Source organism: Streptomyces sp. SID5643 (genome assembly GCF_009872555.1).
Classification (GTDB): domain Bacteria; phylum Actinomycetota; class Actinomycetes; order Streptomycetales; family Streptomycetaceae; genus Streptomyces; species Streptomyces iakyrus.
Genome location: NZ_WWIC01000158.1, coordinates 1 through 20,665, shown reverse-complemented (window position 1 = coordinate 20,665; position 20,665 = coordinate 1). Strand labels below are relative to the sequence as shown.

General features: G+C 72.5%; 19 protein-coding genes and 1 riboswitch. Of the genes, 9 read left to right on the top strand and 10 right to left on the bottom strand.

The window, feature by feature from the left end; genetic code table 11:
* Positions 1-25: 25 nt before the first annotated feature.
* On the bottom strand, positions 26-1,168 hold the full coding sequence (locus tag GTY56_RS18920) for a glycosyltransferase (RefSeq protein ID WP_161366529.1): 1,143 nt from the start codon (positions 1,166-1,168) through the stop codon (positions 26-28).
* A 117-nt stretch (positions 1,169-1,285) separates the two neighbouring features.
* On the opposite strand from GTY56_RS18920, the gene GTY56_RS18915 reads away from it, so the two are divergent.
* Positions 1,286-2,521 carry a glycosyltransferase 87 family protein gene (locus tag GTY56_RS18915; protein WP_161366528.1) on the top strand — a complete coding sequence of 412 codons (1,236 nt, stop codon included), beginning with the start codon at positions 1,286-1,288 and terminating at the stop codon, positions 2,519-2,521.
* Here the strand turns inward: GTY56_RS18915 and GTY56_RS18910 are convergent.
* Positions 2,482-3,804, bottom strand: a complete 1,323-nt coding sequence (locus tag GTY56_RS18910) for an MATE family efflux transporter (RefSeq protein WP_161366527.1) — start codon at positions 3,802-3,804, stop codon at positions 2,482-2,484. The two genes, GTY56_RS18915 and GTY56_RS18910, sit on opposite strands and share 40 nt — an antisense overlap.
* Before the next feature lie 120 nt (positions 3,805-3,924).
* Here GTY56_RS18910 and GTY56_RS18905 point away from each other — a divergent pair, with 120 nt between their 5' ends.
* Positions 3,925-4,455: a PadR family transcriptional regulator gene (locus GTY56_RS18905; RefSeq protein WP_161366526.1), complete on the top strand. Its 531-nt coding sequence runs from the start codon at positions 3,925-3,927 to the stop codon at positions 4,453-4,455.
* Between the two features lie 24 nt (positions 4,456-4,479).
* On the opposite strand, the gene GTY56_RS18900 is transcribed toward GTY56_RS18905, so the two are convergent.
* The 5 genes from GTY56_RS18900 to GTY56_RS18880 form a co-directional block, all read right to left on the bottom strand.
* Positions 4,480-5,664: a hypothetical protein gene (locus GTY56_RS18900; protein WP_161366525.1), complete on the bottom strand. Its 1,185-nt coding sequence runs from the start codon at positions 5,662-5,664 to the stop codon at positions 4,480-4,482.
* 33 nt (positions 5,665-5,697) lie between these two features.
* Positions 5,698-6,711 (bottom strand): NlpC/P60 family protein, encoded by a 1,014-nt coding sequence (locus tag GTY56_RS18895; protein WP_161366524.1) that lies wholly within the window; start codon positions 6,709-6,711, stop codon positions 5,698-5,700.
* A gap of 231 nt (positions 6,712-6,942) precedes the next feature.
* The gene (locus GTY56_RS18890) at positions 6,943-7,983 is read right to left on the bottom strand and encodes a C40 family peptidase (protein WP_033312727.1); all 1,041 of its coding nucleotides are present in this window, start codon (positions 7,981-7,983) and stop codon (positions 6,943-6,945) included.
* A 248-nt stretch (positions 7,984-8,231) separates the two neighbouring features.
* Positions 8,232-9,581: an NYN domain-containing protein gene (locus tag GTY56_RS18885; protein WP_161366523.1), complete on the bottom strand. Its 1,350-nt coding sequence runs from the start codon at positions 9,579-9,581 to the stop codon at positions 8,232-8,234.
* Between the two features lie 71 nt (positions 9,582-9,652).
* A complete protein-coding gene (locus GTY56_RS18880; RefSeq protein ID WP_033312729.1) occupies positions 9,653-9,892 on the bottom strand; it encodes a hypothetical protein in 240 nt (79 codons plus the stop codon).
* 159 nt (positions 9,893-10,051) lie between these two features.
* Between GTY56_RS18880 and GTY56_RS18875 the strand changes: the two genes are divergently transcribed.
* The 7 genes from GTY56_RS18875 (at position 10,052) to GTY56_RS18845 (ending at position 16,379) form a co-directional block, all read left to right on the top strand.
* A complete protein-coding gene (locus tag GTY56_RS18875; protein ID WP_161366522.1) occupies positions 10,052-10,804 on the top strand; it encodes a rhomboid family intramembrane serine protease in 753 nt (250 codons plus the stop codon).
* The gene (locus GTY56_RS18870) at positions 10,801-11,082 is read left to right on the top strand and encodes an Lrp/AsnC family transcriptional regulator (RefSeq protein ID WP_030848030.1); all 282 of its coding nucleotides are present in this window, start codon (positions 10,801-10,803) and stop codon (positions 11,080-11,082) included. The genes GTY56_RS18875 and GTY56_RS18870 overlap by 4 nt, the downstream gene beginning before the upstream one ends.
* Positions 11,083-11,171: 89 nt before the next feature.
* Positions 11,172-11,501, top strand: coding sequence for a small secreted hydrophilic protein (locus GTY56_RS18865; RefSeq protein WP_161366521.1), 330 nt, complete (start codon positions 11,172-11,174; stop codon positions 11,499-11,501).
* Positions 11,425-12,942: an ATP-binding protein gene (locus GTY56_RS18860; RefSeq protein ID WP_161366520.1), complete on the top strand. Its 1,518-nt coding sequence runs from the start codon at positions 11,425-11,427 to the stop codon at positions 12,940-12,942. Before GTY56_RS18865 ends, GTY56_RS18860 begins: the two co-directional genes overlap by 77 nt.
* Positions 12,939-13,598 carry a winged helix-turn-helix domain-containing protein gene (locus GTY56_RS18855; protein WP_161366519.1) on the top strand — a complete coding sequence of 220 codons (660 nt, stop codon included), beginning with the start codon at positions 12,939-12,941 and terminating at the stop codon, positions 13,596-13,598. Before GTY56_RS18860 ends, GTY56_RS18855 begins: the two co-directional genes overlap by 4 nt.
* A gap of 161 nt (positions 13,599-13,759) precedes the next feature.
* On the top strand, positions 13,760-15,175 hold the full coding sequence (locus GTY56_RS18850) for an SLC13 family permease (RefSeq protein WP_346345516.1): 1,416 nt from the start codon (positions 13,760-13,762) through the stop codon (positions 15,173-15,175).
* Positions 15,176-15,185: 10 nt separating this feature from the next.
* Positions 15,186-16,379 carry a glycerate kinase gene (locus tag GTY56_RS18845; RefSeq protein WP_161366518.1) on the top strand — a complete coding sequence of 398 codons (1,194 nt, stop codon included), beginning with the start codon at positions 15,186-15,188 and terminating at the stop codon, positions 16,377-16,379.
* Here GTY56_RS18845 and GTY56_RS18840 read toward each other — a convergent pair.
* From GTY56_RS18840 to qcrB, 3 genes are all read right to left on the bottom strand, one after another.
* Positions 16,334-17,701, bottom strand: a complete 1,368-nt coding sequence (locus GTY56_RS18840) for an aminotransferase class V-fold PLP-dependent enzyme (RefSeq protein ID WP_161366517.1) — start codon at positions 17,699-17,701, stop codon at positions 16,334-16,336. The two genes, GTY56_RS18845 and GTY56_RS18840, sit on opposite strands and share 46 nt — an antisense overlap.
* A gap of 132 nt (positions 17,702-17,833) precedes the next feature.
* A riboswitch (SAM riboswitch) is annotated at positions 17,834-17,950 on the bottom strand.
* Positions 17,951-18,024: 74 nt separating this feature from the next.
* On the bottom strand, positions 18,025-19,089 hold the full coding sequence (gene trpD / locus GTY56_RS18835) for an anthranilate phosphoribosyltransferase (RefSeq protein WP_161366516.1): 1,065 nt from the start codon (positions 19,087-19,089) through the stop codon (positions 18,025-18,027).
* Positions 19,090-19,225: 136 nt separating this feature from the next.
* Positions 19,226-20,665: cytochrome bc1 complex cytochrome b subunit (gene qcrB, locus GTY56_RS18830; RefSeq protein ID WP_161366515.1), on the bottom strand; the 1,440-nt coding region annotated here is incomplete at its 5' end.

Sequence of the window (20,665 nt, the reverse complement as noted above, 5' to 3'; positions counted from 1 at the left end):
CGCAGTTCCCCGCGCCCCTACGGCCCTAGAGCAAGTTCTTGAGGTTCTCCGCGAGCAGATCCCAGCGCCACTTCTCCTCGACCCAGTCCCTGCCCCGCTCCCCCATCCTGCGGCGCAGCTCCGCGTCGCCGAGGAGAATCGTGATGCGGTCGGCCGTCTCCTGGGGGGAGCCGCCCTTCACGACCCAGCCCGTCTCGCCGTCCAGGACCGCGTCCGGGGCGCCGCCGGAGTCGCCGGCCACGACCGGGAGGCCCGTCGCGGAGGCCTCCAGGTAGACGATGCCGAGGCCCTCGACGTCCAGGCCGCCCCGGCGGGTGCGGCAGGGCATGGCGAAGACGTCGCCGGCGCCGTAGTGGGCGGGCAGCTCGGACCAGGGCACGGCGCCGGTGAAGCGCACGGCGGAGGCGACGCCGGTCTCGTGCGCGAGCCGCCGCAGATCCTGCTCGTAGGGGCCGCCGCCGACGATCAGCAGGACGGTGTCCGGCTCGGCCGCCAGGATGCGCGGCAGGGCCCGGATCAGCGTGTCCTGGCCCTTGCGGCGCACCAGCCGGGAGACGCAGACCACGACCGGGCGGTCCGTCAGGCCCAGCCGGGCCCGCACCTCCTCGCCGCCCGAGCCGGGGTGGAAGGTCTTCTCGTCGACCCCGGGCGGCAGCTGCGCCATCCGCGCGGCCGCGCCGGGCGTCAGGGCGGGGGCGATGCGTGAGCGGGTGTACTCGCCGAGGTAGGTGATCGTGTCGGTGGAGTCCCCGATCCGTCGCAGCAGCCGGCGGGCGGCGGGCAGCTGCGCCCAGCCGGCCTCATGGCCGTGCGTGGTGGCGACCAGCCGCTCGGCGCCCGCCGCGCGCAGGGCCGGTGCCATCAGACCGAGCGGGGCCGCCGCCCCGAACCACACCGAGGTGCAGCCGTGTTCCCGCAGCAGACCGGCGGCCCGCCGGGTGACACCCGGCGTGGGCAGCAGCATGGTCGTGCGGTCCCGTACGACGGTGAAGGGCTGCTCGGCGTCGAACGCGCGGGTCGCCTCGACACCCTCCCGGGTCCGCTTCCAGGTCGAGGCGTAGACGACCAGGCGCTGCGGGTCCAGCCGCAGCGCCATGTTGTGCAGGAACGCCTGGATGCCCCCGGGCCGCGGCGGGAAGTCGTTGGTCACGATCAGGGTCTTGCGCACGCCGCCGACCCTACCCAACGCCCCTCGCCGCCGTACGCGCCGGCAGGTGTGGCACGCTCACAGCTGACGGGCCCATCATGGCCCCATCAACACGGCGCGCGAACGGGCAGGGATCACGTGAAGACGACGGGCACGAGGCGGTCCCTGGCATGGCTGCCGGTGGTCTGGTCTCTCACGAGGCTGGTACTGCTGCTGTTCGTCCTGAAGGTGTACGTCTTCCCGGGCCCGGACGTCACGAGCGACGTGCACGTCATCTACCGGGGCTGGTACGAGGTGCTCAGCACCGGAACGTTCCCGCTGCGCGACGTCACCTGGCAGTACCCGCCCGCCGCCGCGCTGGCGATCCTCTCCCCCGGCCTGCTGCCCTTCCTGGACTACGGGACCGCGTTCTTCGTGCTGGTCTGCGTCACCGACCTGGCCGTGCTGGTCCTGATGACCTGCGCCGGACGCCGCCCGGGTCGCTCGCTGCGCGGGGCCTGGGTGTGGGTGATCGGCGTACCGCTGCTCGGCCCGACGGTCTACGCCCGCTATGACGTGATGGTCACGGCGGTGGCCATGGCCGCCCTCCTCGCGGGCGCCCGGCACCCGAAGGCGCTGGGGGCCCTGGCCGCGTTCGGCGCCCTGCTGAAGGTCTGGCCGGCGATGCTGCTGCTGGCCGCCCGCCGCCGCAGCGCCTGGGTGTCGGCTCTGGTGACGGGCATCGTGGTGACGGGTGCGTTCGCGCTGGCCATGCCGGGTGCGTTCGCGTTCCTGACCTTCCAGCGCGACCGGGGCACCGAGGTGGAGTCGCTGGGCGCACTGGTCTTCCATGTCGCGCGGCACTTCGGCTGGCAGGGCGAGGTGAAGCTGAACTACGGCTCGATCGAGTTCCTCGGGCCGTATGTGAGCGAGGTGAGCACGGGCGCGCTGTTCCTGACCGGGGCGGCCTTCGGCTGGCTGGTGCTGTGGCGGCTGCTGGCCAAGCGCTTCGAGGAGCACACGCTCGCCGACGCGGCCTTCGTGGCGGTGCTGATGTTCACCACCACCAGCCGGGTGATCAGCCCGCAGTACATGGTGTGGCTGGTGGGGCTGGCGGCGGTGTGCCTGTACTTCCCCGGAAGCCGGATGCGGCTGCCGGTCGTCCTGGTGCTGGTGGCGTGCTTCGTGACGGTGCTGGAGTTCCCGTTCTACTTCGCCAATGTCGTCGCCAGTGACGGCCTCGGCCTCACCCTGCTGTTCCTGCGCAACGGCCTTCTGGTGGCCGCCGCGCTGCTCGGGGCCCGCGCCCTGTGGCGTGCGGCGGTGCCGCGCACCCTCCCCGCTCCCGTGCCCGCTCAGCCCGTCCGGACCGACGAGACCCCCGTCTCCTCCTGAGCCGGGTCCCGCCGGAACAGCAGCCCCGCCGCCGCGCACTGCACGGCCGCCGCGAGCGCCATCGCGAGGCACACCCCGGGCAGCCCGGACCCCGTGAGGGCGTACGCGAGCCCCAGCTGGACGGCCGTCCCGAGCACGGTCACCCGCAGCAGGACCGGGGCCCGCCCGCTGCCCTCGAAGACCCCGCCGAGCGCGATGAGGCAGCCCAGCATGACCAGGTACGGCCCGACGCAGCGCAGGAACAGCACGCCCTCGTCCGCGACCCGGGGCCCGGCGCCGAAGGCGGCCATGACCCAGGGGGCGGTGACGGCCAGGAGCACGGCCGCGGCGAGCCCGAGGGCGCCGGAGAGGAGCACGGCCTGCCGCCCGATCGCGCGCCGGGCGTCCTGACCGGCGCCCCGCGAGTGCGCGGTGTGGATGGAGGCGGCCTGCCGGACGGCGTAGAAGGCCATGGTCGCCACGTACATGACCTTGTAGGCGATCGCGTACGCCGCCACCGCCGGCACCCCGAGCCGCGCCACGATCGCGACCAGGGCCAGGGCGCCGGTCTGCCGCACGGTGAAGTCCGCGGACATGGGCAGGCCGGTCCTCAGCGTGCGCCGCAGGGACGCCTCCAGGGGCTCGCCCGGTTCGGCGCGGCGGGCCGAGCGCAGCAGGGGGGTGCGCCGCAGCGCGACGAGTCCGGCTCCGAGCGCCGCGCACCGGGACAGCACCGTGGCGGCGGCGGCGCCCCGGACGCCGTAGAGGTGGATGAAGAGCGGGTCGAGAACCAGGATCAGGCCGCCTGCCAGCAGGGCGAGGCGCATCGGGGTGCGGGTGTCGCCGGCGCCCTTGAGGATGCCGTCGACGAGCTGCTGGGCGAAGAAGACGGCCAGGCCCGGCATGGAGAGCGTGAAGTAGGCGACGGCGAGCGGGAGGGCGGCGCCGTCGGCCCCGCCCAGCACCAGCCGGGCGAGTGGTTCGCGCCCCAGCAGACCGCAGACCACCACCACCGGCGTCACCAGCGCCCACAGCGCCCAGCCGCCGCGCACCGCGGCCCGTACGGCGGCGGGATCGCGGGCGCCCCGGGCGTGGGCGACCAGCACGGTCGTGCCGGAGCCGAAGACCAGGGCGATGCCGAGCAGCACGTTCTCCGTGGTGGTCGCCACGGCGACGGCCGCCACGGCCGGTCCGCCCAGCCGGGCGACCCAGACGGTGGTGATGATTCCGGCGGCGACGGAGGCGAGCAGCGAGAAGTAGACGGGCCGGGCGAGCAGCACGAGCTGTTCGCGGTGGGCGTTCACGGTGAGGGTCCCCCTGAGTCCTGGTGAGCCGCGCTGCGGCACACCTCGATCCGAGCTATATCGATTCGAGGTAGCTCGGTAAGAGGTAGCATGCGCTCTGACCCGCCCGCAAGGAGGACCATGCTGGAGCTGTCGATCCTGGGCTTCCTGGCCGAGGAGCCCCTGCACGGCTATGAGCTGAAGGACCGCATCACAGCGCTGACCGGGCATGTCCGGCCGGTCAGCGACGGCGCGCTCTACCCGGCGATCACCCGGCTGACCGCGAAGGGCCTGCTCGACCAGCACACCGAGCCGGGTGCGAGCGCGGCCCCGCGCCGGATCCTCGCCCTCACCGCCGAGGGCCGGGAGGAACTGCTGGCGCGCCTGCGCGATCCGAAGCAGACGGAGATCACCGACCACGTCCGCTTCAACACGGTCCTCGCGTTCCTGCGCCACCTGCCCGACCGGCAGGAGCAGGCCGCGGTGCTGCGCCGCCGGCTGGACTTCCTCCAGACGCCGTCGAGCTTCTTCTACGACTCCGGCAAACCGGTCCGCGCCGAGGAGTCGGACGACCTGTTCCGCCAGGGCATGCTGCGCGTGGCCCGGGCGACGGGCGAGGCCGAACGGGCCTGGCTGCAAGAGGCCGTCGAGCTGCTCGACCGGCCGGAGTGAGACCGCGGACGGCCCGGCTCCCGGTCAGCCCAGCTGCTCCCGCAGAGAGGCCCGCCACTGCTCCGTGAAGGCCTCCGGCGTCGCCCCCAGAACCTTCCGCATCGCGTCCTCCACCGCCCCGGGGCGCTCCCGGTGCTCCCCGACGGCCCGGTAGAAGTCGCGCAGCCGGGCCTCGCCCCAGTGGTCGGCGATCAGCCGGCACGCCGTCCAGCCGCTCTCGTAGGAGCGGGCCAGGCGGCTCGCGTCGCCGGTGAAGCCGAAGTCCTCGTCGTCCGGGAGCGCGGTGGGGACCCGCCCTGCACCGACCGCCCGGGACAGTTCGGGCGCGGCCTCGGCAGGGGTGCGGCCGGTGGCGCGGTAGCCGACCCAGTCGGCGTACCCCTCGGACAGCCACAGGGGCGTGGCGGCCGTGGTGCGGGCGCGGGTGGCGACATGGGTGGTCTCGTGGGTGAGGACGACCTGTTCGCCGAGACCGCCGAGGAGCGCGAACGCGTCCGGGTTGACGATGATCCGGTCCGCCGACGCCCGGTCCCGCACACCCGTCTCGCCGGTGGTGACCGCCGCGATCCCGCGGTAGGAGGACGCGGGCGAGCCGAGCAGCCCCGCCATGCCCTCCAGCGATCCCGGTACGAGCACGACGACCCGCCGGCTCCACTGCGTCCCCCAGGCGTCCGAGACGGCGGGCACGGCACGGTCGGCCAGGTCCGCGAAGTCCCGCAGCGCCCGCCCGGACTGACCGACGCCCAGCACGAGGCTGTACCGGCCGCGGACGAGGTGCACCGCCCCCTGGTCCCAGAGCTGCTGCGCGGACTTCTTCGCGGGCCGGTCGGTGTCGACGGACCACTTCCCGTCCGTGTCCCGGCTCAGCCGCAGGGTGCGCCCGGCGGTCACCGGTGCCCGGTCGTACCCGGCGACGCGGTAGCGCAGTTCGGCATCGGCGGTGGCCGTGTCGCCGGTGCGGCGCAGTCCGGTCACCCGGTACGACCAGGAGGCCACGGGTACCGCGCGCAGTCTGGCGAAATCCGTCCCCGCGCCCGTGCGTTCGTAGGCCCGCGCGTCGCGGTCGAGGACGGCCGCGGCCCGCCGGTCCAGAAGCCGCTGGACGTCGGCCGTGGCACGGTCGGTGGCGGGCCGCCCGCCGCACCCGGTCAGGGCGACGAGCAGCACGACGAGCGCCACGAGCACGGACCCCGACCTTCGACCAGCCACGTTCCCGATCGTACGGGCGCCGGGCCGCCCCGGTCAGACTCTGGTGACCGACGAGACGGGCATCATCCCGACCGGGTCGTAGCGCACGGGCGCGCCGGGGTAGGGCGCGTGGATGACCTGGCCGCCCCCCATGTACATCCCGACGTGGCTGGCGTCGCCCCGGTAGACAACCAGGTCACCGGGGCGGGCCTCGGACAGCGGGACCTGCCGGCCGGCGTACCGCTGGGCCTGCGAGGTACGCGGCAGGGAGACCCCGGCCTGCGCGTACGACCACTGCATCAGACCTGAACAGTCGAACCCGGAAGGGCCGTTGGCGCCCCAGACATAGGGCTTGCCGAGCGCGCTGCGGGCGGCGGCGACGGCGGCCGACCCTCGTCCCGAGGCTGCGGTGGCGCCGTCGAGGCCGGGCAGGTCGCCGCGGCCGGAGCGGGAGGCCCGGCCGTAGGCGTCGCGCTCGGATGCGGGCAGGGAGTTGAGCAGCCGCCGGGCCGTGGCGAGTTTGCGCTCGACGGTCTTCTTGTGCGCGGCGACGGCCTTGCGGCTCCGGTCCAGTTCGTGGAGCTTCCCGGCGGCCTCCTCGCGGTCCTGGGCGAGTTCGCGCATGGCGTGCCGGAGCTGCTTCAGCTCACCGGCCTGGTGGGCGGTGAGGCGGTCGAGCCGGGACGCGTGGTCGAGGTAGTCGTCCGGATCGTCGGAGAACAGCAGGGCGAGGGACGGGTCGATGCCGCCCTCGCGGTACTGGGCGCCGGCCAGCGAACCGAGGGAGTCCCGCAGGGTGTTCACGCGCTGCTGGCCGCGGGCGATGCGGTCCCGCGCGATGCCGACCTCGTCGCGCAGTTCGTCGGCGCGCTCGTCGGCCGCGTTGTACGCCTCGGTCGCCTTCTCGGCCTGCTCGTAGAGCCGGTCCACCGAGGCCCGGGTGTCGTCGTACGGTGTGGCGGCGGCCGGTACCGCGACCACGGCGGCGGCCGCGACGGACAGGAAGCCGACCGCGGCACCGGCGCCCCGGTCGAACCCGGACGGTGCAAGGCGGCGATGAGACCCCACGGGAAGCCGCTCTCCTTCCGCTGGCGGACTTGGAACGCGGCAGACAGTAGCCCCGCGACCGGGGGCCGCCAACGACCATCCGTGGGTATCCAGCACGGCGCCCCGCCGCTGACGCAGGTCAATGGCGGGGCGTGGGCTCACTCGGGCTGGTGCGATTCGCCCGAACGGCGGACACGTGTCCTGATCTTGAGGGCGCCGGAAGTCTCCGGGGTGGCGGCGACGTGGCCGGGATCAGACCCGGACGCCGAACATGAACGGGCCACCGATGGTGTTCATCGACTCGTAGCGGACGACCGTACCGGTGCGCGGAGCGTGGATGATCTGCCCGTTGCCGGCGTAAAGGCCCACGTGGTGCAGGTCGTTGAAGAAGAAGACCAGGTCGCCGACCTTGAGCTGGCTGACCGAGTAGATCTTGGTGCCGGCCCCGGTCTGGGCCTCGGAGGTGCGCGGGATCTGGACGCCGGCCGCGGCGTACGCCCGGGAGGTGAGGCCGGAGCAGTCGTAGGAGCTCATGCCGGTGGCGCCGTAGACGTAGGGCTTGCCGAGCTGGCTCTGGGCGAAGGCGAAGGCGGCGGCGGCACGGCCGGAGCCGGGCGGGACGTCGGCGGTGAGGGCGTCGCGCTCGGCGGTCCGGCTGGCGCGGTTCTGCTCGGCGGCCAGTTCGGCCTTCTGGGCCGCGGTGAGGCTGTTGAGCAGCTTCTGCGCGGAGGAGAGCTTGCCCTGGACTTCCTTCTTCTTCTTGCCGAGTTCGGTCCGGGTGGAGGCGAGGTCCTTGAGCTTCTCGGAGGCCTCGGCGCGCTCCTGGGCGAGTTCGCGCTGCTTCTCCTGGACCTTCTTCAGCGCCTCGACCTGCTGGCTGCTCAACTGGTCAAGGGTGGAGGCCTTGTCCAGGTAGTCCTCCGGGTTCGCGGAGAGGAACAGCTGGACGGAGGGGTCGATGGAGCCGGTGCGGTACTGCGACGCGGCGGCGAGGCCCAGGCTGTCGCGGAGCTCGTTGAGCTCCTCCTGACCACGGGCCACGTTGTCCTGGATGGTGGAGATCTCCTTCTGGAGCTTCTCCTGCTTCTCCTTGGCCCCGTTGTACTTCTCGGTGGCCTGCTCCGCCTCTTCGTAGAGCTTGTCGACCTTGGCCTTGACCTCGTCCTTGCTCGGCTTCTCGCTGGGGGCGGCGTTGGCGGCCTGCGAGCTGAAGGCGACGGCAGCGGCGGCGGCGGTGGTCAGCACGGTCACACGTGCGCGGCTCGGCTGCTTGGGACGACGGTGGGACGCCACGGGTGAAAAGCTCCTTCTCAGCCCCTCCGCCGTCTCTCCCGATGAGTGATCACCCGAGCGGAGGTTCGGCCCGACCCTAGTGACCTTCCTGTGATCAGTTCAAATCCTCAGCTGAAAAATTGCGTCACGGTAGGCCAACTTTTCCCCTGGACTCACGGGTGGTGAGACCCACTTGACGCACCGTGGCACACAGGTCCCATCAATTCGGGCATCACGCCCGGACGTTACGCAGGGGGGCGTACGGTCCCCTAGGACCGCGAAAGGCGCTTGAGGAGCATCGCCGAGGCCACCGGGCGGGCGCCGGCGCGGGCGACACCGTCGGCGACCTCGCGGTCGGTGGAGGCCACGATGACCGGGCGGCCCGGGGGCTCGGCACGCACCAGCTGGCGGATCAGCTCGTCGGCGGTGACGCCCGGCTTCGAGAAGAGCACCCGGACCCCGCGCGGCGGCGCGAGCAGCACCGGCGCGGCGAGCTCGGCGCCGTCGAAGACGCAGGTCACCTCGGCGCCGCTCTGCGCGGCCAGCTGGGAGAGCTGCCCGAGCAGCCGCAGACGCTGCTTCTCCAGTGGCATCTGCGGATAGCCGGTCTTGGTGACGTTGTAGCCGTCGACGACGAGATGGGCCTGTGGCAGCTCCAGCAGCTGGTCCAGGACCTGCGGGTCGTGCTCGGACAGGGCGCGGGCGGCGATGTCCTTCGGGGACATCCGGCCCGGCTCGACGGCGTCGACGGTCTCGGCCGGGCGCACCGACACCGGGGGCAGGGCCAGTTCGCGGCGGAGCCCCTGGGTGGCGTCCAGCAGGGTGTCCAGCAGCAGCCGGACCCGCATGTCCTCGACACTGCGGCCCTCGCGGGCGGCCCGGCGCGCGGCCTCCAGGGCGGCCTCGGTCTCACCCAGCCGGGACTTGAGCCGCCGGGTCTCGCTCTCGGCGGCGGACACCTGGGCGTGCCCCTCCGCGCGGACGGCCTCGATCTCGCCCTGCGCCTTGCGCAGGGCGGCCTCACCGCGCTTGACGTCACTGAGGGCGGCGCGCAGCTTGCGGTGCAGCGACTCGGTTTCCTTCTTGGCCGATTCCAGCTCCGTGCGCAGTCGCTCGGTCTCGGCCCGGGTATGGTCGCGGGCGCGGTCCAGTTCGGCGCGCAGCCGCTCCAGCTCGGCCCGGCCCTCCTCGTCGGCGCGCTCGGCGTCGGCACGCTGGGCCTCTTCGCCGGCGGCCGTCACCTGCTTCACCCAGCCGGGGGGCCGCAGTACGTAGGCCGCGGCCGCCACGTCGAGCGGGTCCGCGGCCGGGGGCGGGGAGCCGGAGTCCAGGGCGCCGGTCAGTTCCGGCTGGGCCTCTCTGAGCTTCTCCCCGATGCGCTGCCGGAACAGCGGATCGGTCTCCAGCGCGGCCGCCATCGCGTTGCCGGCGAACTTCGCCCGGCGATTCGGTGCGAAGCGGGCGTACTGCCTCAGCTGCGCGGGCAGCTCCCCGACCGTCAGCGCGCCGAAGCCGTCGGAGACGATCTGCACGACCCTGCGGCGCACGCCGTCGGGCAGCGGACGGTCGAGCACCTCGGCGGCGCCGTCGTCCGGCCCCCCGCCCGTGGTCTCCACCATCCGTCACACACTCCAATTCTTGCGGGGCCCTCCCCACTCTCGACTTCGCTCGAGCGGGGGGACCCCCATCGTCAGGAGCCGGCGCCCGGCCTGTCCACGAGTTCCACCTGGTCCACCGCGTTGCACCAACGGCAGCGCACCGACTCGATGGTCTCACTGAGCACCTCGCGCTCCTCGACCTTCGGCTCTCCGGCCAGGTCGAGGTGGACGTACTCGACAACCTTCGCCGAGCGGGTCACGTCGAACCTCGTGAGGTTGCCGCAGAGGGTGCAGCGCCACCGCGTCTCGGCGGTCGGCAGGGGAACCGTCATCGTGACCTGTTCTCTTTCCTTCTAGTGTCCGCGACGCGACCGGCATCCCCGGTGCGTGTGGCTCGTAACCCTACGGCCTGGCGGGTACCCGCCGCCCGCGCGTCCACGGCGGCGAGGCGGTCTGGGTGGTTGCGTCCGGTTACGTCATGCTCTGTATTCATGATCCGCAAGTGGAGTGCGTCGCTCGTCCGGGCCGGCAGAGCGGCCAGGGGGTCCTCGGCGCCGGTGACGTACTCACTCATCGCCCTGTGCTGCCTGGCCTTCCTGGCCGGGCCCGCCTCGGGCCTTAATCCGGCCTACGGCACGGGTGACGAACTGCTCGCCGTGCAGCGGGCCTACTTCCGGCGCTGGGGCGTGATTCCCGCAGACCTGTTCGAAGGGTCCGCGGGGTCGGTCCTCACCCCCGCCACCGCGCTCTTCGTCCACGGCAGCTGGGTGCACCTGCTCGGCAACATGCTCTTCCTCTACGTCTTCGGGGCGATGACCGAGGAGCGGATGGGGCGAGTGCAGTTCACCCTGTTCTACGTCGGCTGCGGCTACCTGGCCCTGCTGGGCTACGCCGTCGCCAACGCGGACTCCGAGCAGTCCCTGGTCGGAGCCTCGGGGGCGATCTCCGCGGTCCTCGGTGCGTTCCTGTACCTGTTCCCCCGGGCCCGGGTGACCAGTCTCCTGCCGTTCCTCTTCTTCCTGCCGGTGCGTTTCCCGGCGTGGGTGGTGCTGCCGTTCTGGGCGGCGCTGCAATGGCTGGCGGCGGGGCGGGCCTCGGACGGGCCGGGGGTGGCCTACCTCGCCCACCTGATCGGATTCGGGCTGGGCTTCGGCTATGCCTCGGTCCGCTACGGCCGTCCCACCAGCCCTACTAGAGTGAAGGCCGCCCCTGCTCCGGCCCCCGAGGGAGAGAACCAGCCGTGATCACCGCGATCGTCCTCATCAAGACCAGCGTGGACCGGATCCCCGAGATCGCCGAGTCGATCGCGGCGCTGGACAGCGTCAGCGAGGTCTTCTCGGTCACGGGCACCTACGACCTGATCGCGATGGTCCGGGTCAAGGAGCACGAGGACCTCGCGGAGGTCATCCCGGGCCGGATCAGCAAGATCCCCGGGGTGGAGGGGACCGACACGCACGTCGCGTTCCGCACCTACTCCCAGCACGACCTGGAGGCGGCCTTCTCGATCGGGCTGGACAACTAGCGACCGCGTCCTGCCCGCCGGGTCCCGGATGAGGAGTTCTTCATCCGGGCTTCATCCCGCTCCCCCGGTTCCGTCCGCAGGATCGGGCCATGGTCTTCTCTCGCCGGATGGCGGCCCTGTCCGCCGTCGTGCTGATCCCGCTGGGCATCGCCGCGACCAGCTACGCGCTCGCGGACCGCCCCGAGTCTCCCAGGGTGCCCGCCCAGCAGGTCGAGCTGGACCACGGCTCGCCCACGCCCACCTCCACCCTCCGGCCCTCCCCGAAGGCCACACCGCCCGGCGCCACGCCGGGTGACGAGGTCGTCTCGCGGCCTCCGGTGACCGACAGCTCAGCGGGTGACGATGACGACGACGACCACGGCCGGCGCACCGGAGACGACGGACCGGGCGACGACGACGGCCCCGGCTCCGACGGCTGACACCGGCCGCCGGCGGGTCTCGGCCCGGGTCCGGATCCTGCTGTGGCTGCTGCTCGTGATGGCGCTCGCACTCGCCGCGGTGGCCATGACCACCCGCTCCTTCCTGTTGCGGGACGTCGACCACCGCATCAACCGCCTGCTCACCCAGGAGACCGGCGAGTTCGCGAACTTCGAGGAGCGCGGCGGGGATCCGCGCACCGGCCGCCCGTTCACCGACGCGGACCGGCTGCTGACGGTGTTCCTGGAGCGGCAGTACCCCGACGCGGACGAGGAGCTGATCGGCCTGGTCGGCCGGGCGGGCGCCGGCCCCCGGCAGATCCGCCAGCCGCACGACCTGCCCGTCGCCCTGCCCCTGCACGAGGACCCCGCCGCCCGGGCCCGCGTCTTCGGCTCGCCCGACTCCTCCGGCGTGCTCGACCGGCCGCAGGGCGAGATCCGGTGGGCGAAGGTCACCGTGGCCCAGCCGGGCCGGGCGCCGGACGCCGCGTTCGTCGTGGCGTTCCACCCGGAACGGGAGCAGGCCCGGGTCAACAGCGTGTTCCGCACGCTGCTCGTCATCTCCTCAGTGGCCCTGCTGCTGACCGTCGGCATCGCCTGGGCGGTCGCCGGGCGGATCCTCAGACCGGTGCGGGTGGTGCGCGCCGCGGCGGCGCAGCTGACCGAACAGGACCTCACCCGCCGGATCCCGGTGCACGGCCACGACGACATAGCGGCGCTCGCCGAGACGTTCAACGGCATGCTCGACCGGCTGGAGCGGGCCTTCGCCGCCCAGCGCGAGTTCGTCGACGACGCCGGCCACGAGCTGCGCACCCCCATCACCATCGTGCGCGGGCACCTGGAGGTCATGGGCGACGACCCGGCCGAACGCGAGGAGACCGTCCGGCTGGTCACCGACGAGTTGGACCGGATGAGCCGCATCGTCGAGGACCTGCTCCTGCTCGCCAAGGCCGAACGCCCCGACTTCGTCTCCCCCGAGCCGATCCAGGTCGCCGAACTCACCGCCGACGTCTACGTCAAGGCCCGCACCCTGGGCGACCGCGACTGGCGGCTCGACGGGGTCGCCGACCTGGAGGCCGAACTGGATCCGCAGCGGATCACCCAGGCCATGGTGCAGCTCGCGCAGAACGCCGTGCAGCACACGATGCCGGGGCAGACCATCCGCATCGGCTCGCGGACCGACGGCCCGGACCTGGAGCTGTACGTGGCCGATTCGGGGCCCGGTGTGCAGCCGCAGGACGCCGAGGTGATCTTCGAACGCTTCCGGCGCGGCACGGCCCGCCGGGGTGCCCGGGGCTCCGGTGCCGGACTCGGGCTGTCCATCGTCAAGGCCATCGCCGAGGGGCACCGGGGCCGGGTGCGGCTGTACGGCACACCCGGGGGCGGCGCCACCTTCGCCCTCGTCCTGCACACACCCCGGGATCCGGAAGGGGACCCCACGTGAACCGCATCCTCATCGTCGAGGACGAGGAGCGCATCGCCTCCTTCGTGGAGAAGGGCCTGCGCTCCAACGGCTTCACCACGACCGTCGTCACCGACGGCGACACGGGCTACGAGTATGCCCTGACCGGCGGTTTCGACCTCGTCGTCCTGGACATCGGGCTGCCCGGCCGGGACGGCTTCACGATCCTGCGGGAGCTGCGCGAGGCGCGGGTGTCGGTACCGGTGATCGTGCTGACCGCTCGGGACTCCGTACGGGACACGGTGGCGGGCCTGGAGGGCGGCGCCGACGACTGGATGACCAAGCCGTTCCGGTTCGAGGAGCTGCTCGCCCGGGTGCGGCTGCGGCTGCGGACTGCGGCGCGGGCGCCGGAGGTGACGGTGCTCAGGTCGGGCTCGCTGAGCCTCGATCTCCGCACCAGGCGTGCGCGGTCCGGGGAGCGGACGGTCGATCTGACGGCACGTGAGTTCGTGCTGCTGGAGCTGTTCCTGCGGCATCCGGGGCAGGTGCTCTCCCGGGAGCAGATCCTGTCCCATGTGTGGGGATACGACTTCGATCCGGGATCCAACATCGTGGACGTGTACGTGCGGACGCTGCGGAAGAAGCTGGGGGCGGAGCGGGTGGAGACGGTGCGGGGGATGGGGTATCGGTTGCCGTGAGTGCCACTTGAGCGTCGTTGCCGGGTGCGGGTCGTCCGTGGCTTGGCGCGCCCACGCGGCGGAGCCGCAGATCGGCACAGCCCCACGCCCCTGAGTGCGTGTGAGAACTCCTTCATGTAGGGCTCATGGGCGGCTCACCGCCCTTGCCGATGCTCGACGACGTGACATGGAATCCCCGAGTTCTCACCGCGCTGTGCGTGGCGCTTTCCCTCTGCGCGCTGCTGGCCGTCCCCACGAACTTCCCGGGGCTCGGCGGCGACGCGCGGCTCACGCTCGTCGTGTTCGTGTTCGCGACCTGCGCCTGGATCGGGACGTCGATCGACGACACGTACATCGCGCTCGGCGCCGGGCTCGCGCTCACGGTGACCGGGGTGATCAGCAGCGACACCCTGTTCGGCACGCTCGGTGACGACACGGTGTGGCTGCTGATCTGCGCGTTCGTGCTGGCGGCCGCGGTGAGCCGGACCGGGCTCGCGGGGCGGGCGGCGGTGTTCCTGGTGAGCGGGGCGCGCACCGTCCGGCAGCTGGTGCATCTGACGACCGCCGCCCTGGTCGTCACGGCGTTCGCGGTGCCCGCCACCTCCGGCCGGGCCGCGCTCGCGCTGCCGGTGTTCCTCGCCCTCACCAAGGTCCTGACCGACCGGAAGCGACTGGTCGTGATGCTGGCGCTGCTGTTCCCGACGGTGATTCTGCTGTCGGCGGTGGCGACGCTGATCGGCGCGGGAGCCCATCTGATCACGGTGTCGGTGCTCTGGGAGACGACCGGACAGCACATCGGCTTCACGCAGTGGCTGCTGCTGGGCCTGCCGCTGGCCGTGGCCTCCTCCCATCTGGCCGCGGAGCTGGTCCTGCTGACGACGACCCGGCGCGCGGACCGCACCGGCCCCGTCCACATCACCCCCGAGCAGATCCAGCGGCACAGCGAACAGCCGGTCACCGGCCCCTGGGGCCAGGCCGAGAAGCGCTGCGTCCTGCTGCTGGCGACCGTGATCGCCCTGTGGTGCAGCGAGCCGCTGCACCGCGTGCCGCCCGCCCTGGTCGCGCTGATCGGCGCGGTCGTCGCCGCCTCGCCCGCCCTGGGCACCGTGCGCCTGAAGGACGCGCTGAAGACCGTCCCCTGGTCGCTGCTGCTGTTCATGGCCGCGACGATGGCGATGGGGGTCGCGCTCGCCGACTCGGGAGCGGCGAAGTGGCTGGTCTCCGGGCTCCCGGCCGGCGCGTCCCCGCTGGTGTTCCTGGCGATCGTGATCACCGTCAGCACCGCGGCCCACCTGGTCCTTCAGTCCCGCTCGGCCCGCTCGTCGGTGCTGGTGCCGCTGGTCGTGGCCGCCTCCGTCGGCGTCGGGGTCAACCCGGTCGCCGCCGCCCTCGCCTCGACCGCCGCCGCGGGCTTCTGCCACACCCTGCCCGCCTCGGCCAAGCCGGTCACGCTCTTCGCGCAGCTCCCCGGCACCCCGACCTACACACCGCGCGACCTGCTGCGGCTGTCCGCCGTCCTGGCGCCGCTGACCGCCGCGCTCGTCCTGTTCTTCGCCGTCGCGGTGTGGCCGCTGCTCGGCGTGTCCGTCACCCGTTGAGGAGCCTTCCGTGCTGAACCGTGTCGTCGTAGCCCCCAGCGGCTTCAAGGAGTCCCTGTCCGCCGAGGCCGCCGCCGACGCCATCGCGGCCGGCGTACGCCGGGTCCTGCCCGGCGCCGACCTCGACCTCGTGCCCCTGGTGGACGGCGGCGAGGGCACGGCTCTCGCCCTGGCCGCCGCGACCGGGGGCCGGATCGTCACCACCGCGGCGACCGGCCCGGTCGGGGAGACCATCGCCGCGCACTTCGCCCTCCTCGGCGGCGGGGACACCGCGGTCGTGGAGATGGCGGCGGTCGCGGGCCTCTCGCTCGTCCCGCGCGGCCTGCGCGACCCGGGCGCCACGACCACGTACGGCGTCGGCGAGCTGATCCGCGCCGCCCTGGACACGGGCGTCCGGCGGATCCTCGTCGGCTGCGGCGACTCGGGCACCTCGGACGGCGGCGCGGGCGCCCTCCAAGCGCTCGGGGCGCGCCTGCTGGACACCGAGGGGCGCGAACTCCCCCACGGTGGCCGGGAACTGACGCGCCTGCACCGCATCGACCCCACCGGCCTGGACCCCCGGCTCACGGAGGTGGAGCTGCTCGTCGCCTGCAACCCGTACAACGTGCTCTGCGGCGAGCGGGGCGTGGCCCGGGTCTTCGGCCCGCAGAAGGGCGCGACGCCCGCACAGGTGGAGGAGCTGTCGGCGGCCCTGGAGAACTGGGCGTTCGTCCTCACCCGCGATGCCGCCGTACCGGACAGCGACCTGCGCTCCGGACCCGGCACGGGCGCCTCCGGCGGCCTGGGGGCGGGTCTGGCCGCCCTGGGCGCCCGGCTGCTCCCCCGCTTCGACGTGCTGCTGGACCACCTCGACCTGGACGCCCGGCTGGCCCGTGCCGACCTGGTCGTCACCGCCGAGGGCGCCCTGGACCACCAGACGCCGCGCGGCAAGGTACCCGCCGAGGTGGCCCGCCGCGCCAAGCTCCACGGCCGGCCCGTCCTGGCCCTGGCCGGCACGCTCGGCGAAGGTGCGGGCGACGTACCGGGCGTGGACGCCTGTCACGGCATCCTCCCCGCCCCGATGGAGCTGGCCGAGGCACTGCTGCGCGCGAGCGAACTCCTCACGGACGCCACCGAACGCGCCCTGCGGATGATCGTCCTGGGCACCCGGCTGCCGGTTCAGGCGGAGGTGTCCGGCACGCAGCGCCCGTCCTCGGTGCGGTAGTTCCACTTCGCCCCGTCCGTCACGAGTTCCCGCACCGCCCGTACGAACCGCTCGACGTGCTCGTCCGGCGTGCCCGCGCCGAAGCTGACCCGGATGGCGTTGAGCGACTTCTCCCCGGGCGCGGCCTCCGGTGAGCCGCACTCACCCTGCGCCTGCGGGGCGCTGCCGAGCAGCGTGCGCACCAGCGGGTGGGCGCAGAACAGCCCGTCCCGTACGCCGATGCCGTACTCGGCGGACAGGGCGGCGGCGAAGTGCGAGCTGTTCCAGCCCTCGACGACGAAGGAGAGCACGCCGACGCGCGGCGCGTCGTCCCCGAAGAGGGAGAGGAACCGCACCTGCGGGACGTCGGCGAGTCCTTCCCGCACGACGCGGACCAGGTGCTGCTCACGGGCGACGAGGGTGTCGAAACCGGCCTCGGTCAGCGCCTTGCAGGCCGAGGCGACGGCGTAGGCGCCGATGACGTTGGGCGACCCGGCCTCGTGGCGGGCGGCGCTGTCGTGCCACTCCACGTCCACTCCCCCGTCCTGGCGCCGGCTGACCTTGCGGCTGGCGCCGCCGCCCGCCAGGTACGGCTCGGCCGCGCGCAGCCAGTCGGACCGCCCGGCCAGGACGCCCGAGCCGAAGGGCGCGTACAGCTTGTGCCCGGAGAAGGCGACCCAGTCGACGTCGAGGTCCGCGACGGACACCGGGTGGTGCGGGGCCAGCTGGGCGGCGTCCAGGACGATCCGCGCGCCGTGGGCGTGCGCGGCCGCCGCGAGCTCCCGTACGGGCCACAGCTCGCCGGTGACGTTCGAGGCGCCGGTGACACACACCAGGGCCGGCCCGTAGGGGTCGCGGCCGGCGAGGGCGCGCTCCAGGGTCTCGACGGCCTCGCGGGGGCTGCGCGGGGCGTCGAGGCAGGTGACGTGGGCGTTGCGCCAGGGCAGCAGGGAGGCGTGGTGCTCGGTCTCGAAGACGAACACCTGGCAGTCGGCGGGGAGGGCGGCGGCGAGGAGGTTGAGGGAGTCGGTGGTCGACCGGGTGAACACGACCTGGTCGTCCTCACGGCAGCCGAGGAACTCGGCGACGGTCCGGCGGGCGTTCTCGAACAGGTCGGTGGAGAGCTGGGAGAGGTATCCGGCACCGCGGTGGACGCTGCCGTAGTAGGGCGCGTAGGCGGCGACGTCGTCCCAGACCCGCTGGAGGGCCGGGGCGCTGGCGGCGTAGTCGAGGGCGGCGTAGGCGACCTCGCCCCCGGTCACGAGCGGCACGGTGACATCCCGCCCCAGAACGGGCAGCGGGGCACAAACGGACGGGACGGAGGCAAGGGTGGAGACGGACATGGCGGAACTCCCGTGAAGGCAGGTGACATCCGCCCGCGAGCGCGTACGGCTCAAGCGGGGGAAAGGAAAAGGGGGATGCGGAGGCGGGGCTCTGCGGCCCTATCGCATTCGCCGGTTCACGGAAGACTCCTCGTCACGCGCTTGCCGTAGACCTCGCTGCCTACGACCCGGTCCTCACCCGGGGCACCCCGCCACGGACGGAGGGTTGCCGGACAGTCGGCCGGGGCCTCATGACTGTCACTCATGACCTGATCAGGAACGTACGCGAAGAGATCGGCGTCCCGCAACCCGAGTCCGGATCGCGGGACGCCGACCGTGGTCGCCTACCGGTTGCTGGCGGCCACCCAGCGCTCCAGCGTGCGCTTGGCCGCCCCCGAGTCGATCGACTCGGCCGCCTTCGCCATCCCGGCGCGGATCTGCTCGGCCAGCGGCGCGCCGGTGGGCTCCAGGGCCACCAGTGCCGCCGCCGAGTTCAGCAGGACCGCCTCGCGGACCGGGCCGGTCTCGCCGTCCAGCAGGCGGCGGGCGACCTCGGCGTTGTAGGAGGCGTCGGCGCCGCGCAGCGCCTCCACCGGGACGAGTTCGAGGCCCACGTCACGCGGGTCGAAGGCCTCCTCGGTGACCTTGCCGTCCCGGACGGTCCACACCCGGGACGTGGCCGTGGTCGTGAGCTCGTCGAGGCCGTCGTCGCCCCGGAAGACCAGGGACGAGTTGCCGCGCTCGGCGAAGACCCCCGCGACGATCGGCGCCATGCGCGGGTCCGCCACACCGACCGCCTGGGCACGGACCCGGGCCGGGTTGGTGAGGGGGCCGAGGGCGTTGAACACCGTGCGGATGCCCAACTGGCCGCGGGCGGCACCCGCGTGCCGCAACGCCGGGTGGAACTTCACCGCGAAGCAGAAGGTGATCCCGGCCTCGTCGGCGACCTCCGCGACGCGGTTCAGCGGCAGCTCCAGATTGACCCCGAGCTTCTCCAGCACGTCGGAGGCGCCGGAGGCCGAGGACGCGGCCCGGTTGCCGTGCTTGACGACCTTCGCGCCGGTGCCGGCGACGACGATCGAGGACATCGTGGAGATGTTGACCGTCTTCGCGCCGTCACCGCCGGTGCCGACGATGTCGACCGTCGCCCCGGGCACCTCGATCACGTTGGCGTGCGCGTACATCGTGCGGACCAGGCCGTTGATCTCCTCGACGGTCTCGCCCTTGGCGCGCAGCGCCACGACGAACCCGGCGATCTGCGCATCGGTCGCCTCGCCGCTCATGATCCGGTCCATCGCCCAGGCGGTGTCGTCCGCGCTCAGGTGCCTGCCGTCCAGCAGGCCGTTCAGCAGCCGGGGCCAGGAGCGGCCCGCCGCGGTGTCGCCTCCAGCGGGGGTCACAGCGCTCATAAGCCGCTCCAGGGTCAGGCGTCCCGCACTACGGGACGAGAGTCTCAACGAGGTCCACCCTATCCAGCCCGGGGGCCGCAGAAGGGCCCCGTCCGGCGTTCGGACGGGGCCCTTCTGTGGCGTGGCGAAGCAGTGATCAGTGGTGGCCGTGGCCGCTCGTGATCTCCCGGTGTTCCTCGGCGGTGGGCTTCGGGATCTGGGCACCCTCGCCGAAGTAGGCGTCGCTGAGCTTGGCGCGCAGCTTCTCGGAACCCTTCACCTTGCGCTCGACGCCGTTCTCGTCGACCGTCGGGCCGATCTCGGCCGGCTGGTACTGCTCGTGCGCCGTGAGCGTGTACATCTGCTCCTGGCTGAGCGGCTCGTGCACCTCGATGAACTCACCGTGCGGCAGGCGCTTGATGATGCCGGTCTCGCGGCCGTGCAGCACCTTCTCCTTGTCCCGGCGCTGCAGGCCGAGGCAGATGCGCTTGGTGACGATGAAGGCGAGGACCGGTCCGAGGAAGAACCCGATCCGGACGAACCACGTCACCGCGTTGATCGACAGGTGGAAGTGCGTGGCGACGATGTCGTTGCCACCGCCGATCAGCATGATGATGTAGCCGGTGACCCACGCGACACCGACACCGGTGCGGGTCGGGGCGTTGCGCGGCCGGTCGAGGATGTGGTGCTCGCGCTTGTCCCCGGTGACCCACGACTCGATGAACGGGTAGAGGGCGATGATCGCGAGGAACACACCGAAGAGCACCAGCGGGATGAACACGCCCAGGACCAGGGTGTGGCCCCAGAAGTCGATCTCCCAGCCCGGCATCGCGCGGATCAGGCCTTCGGCGAAGCCCATGTACCAGTCGGGCTGGGCACCGGTCGACACCTGGTCGGGCCGGTACGGGCCGAGGACCCAGATCGGGTTGATCGTCGCGATCGCGGCGAGGGCCGAGATGACACCGAAGACCAGGAAGAAGAAGCCTCCGGCCTTGGCCATGTAGACCGGCAGCAGCGGCATGCCGACGACGTTCTTGTTGGTCCGGCCGGGACCCGCGAACTGGGTGTGCTTGTGGTAGAAGACCAGGATCAGGTGGCCGACCACGAGCCCGAGCATGATGCCCGGCAGCAGCAGGATGTGGATCGAGTAGAACCGGGCGACGAAGTCGGTGCCCGGGAACTCCCCGCCGAACAGGAACATCGAGATGTACGTGCCCACGATCGGCACGGACAGGATGGCGCCCTGCGTGAAGCGGACACCGGTGCCGGAGAGCAGGTCGTCCGGGAGCGAGTAGCCGGTGAAGCCGGTGAACATGCCCAGGACGAACAGCAGGAAGCCGAACAGCCAGTTGATCTCGCGCGGCTTGCGGAACGCGCCGGTGAAGAAGACGCGCATCATGTGCACGAACATGCCGGCGAGGAAGATGATCGCCGCCCAGTGGTGGATCTGCCGGATGAGCAGACCGCCGCGGACGTCGAAGCTGATGTCCAGCGTGGAGGCGAACGCCTCCGACATCAGCTGCCCCTGGAGCGGGACGTAACTGCCGTGGTATTCCACCTCGTTCATCGACGGGTGGAAGAACAGCGTCAGGTACAC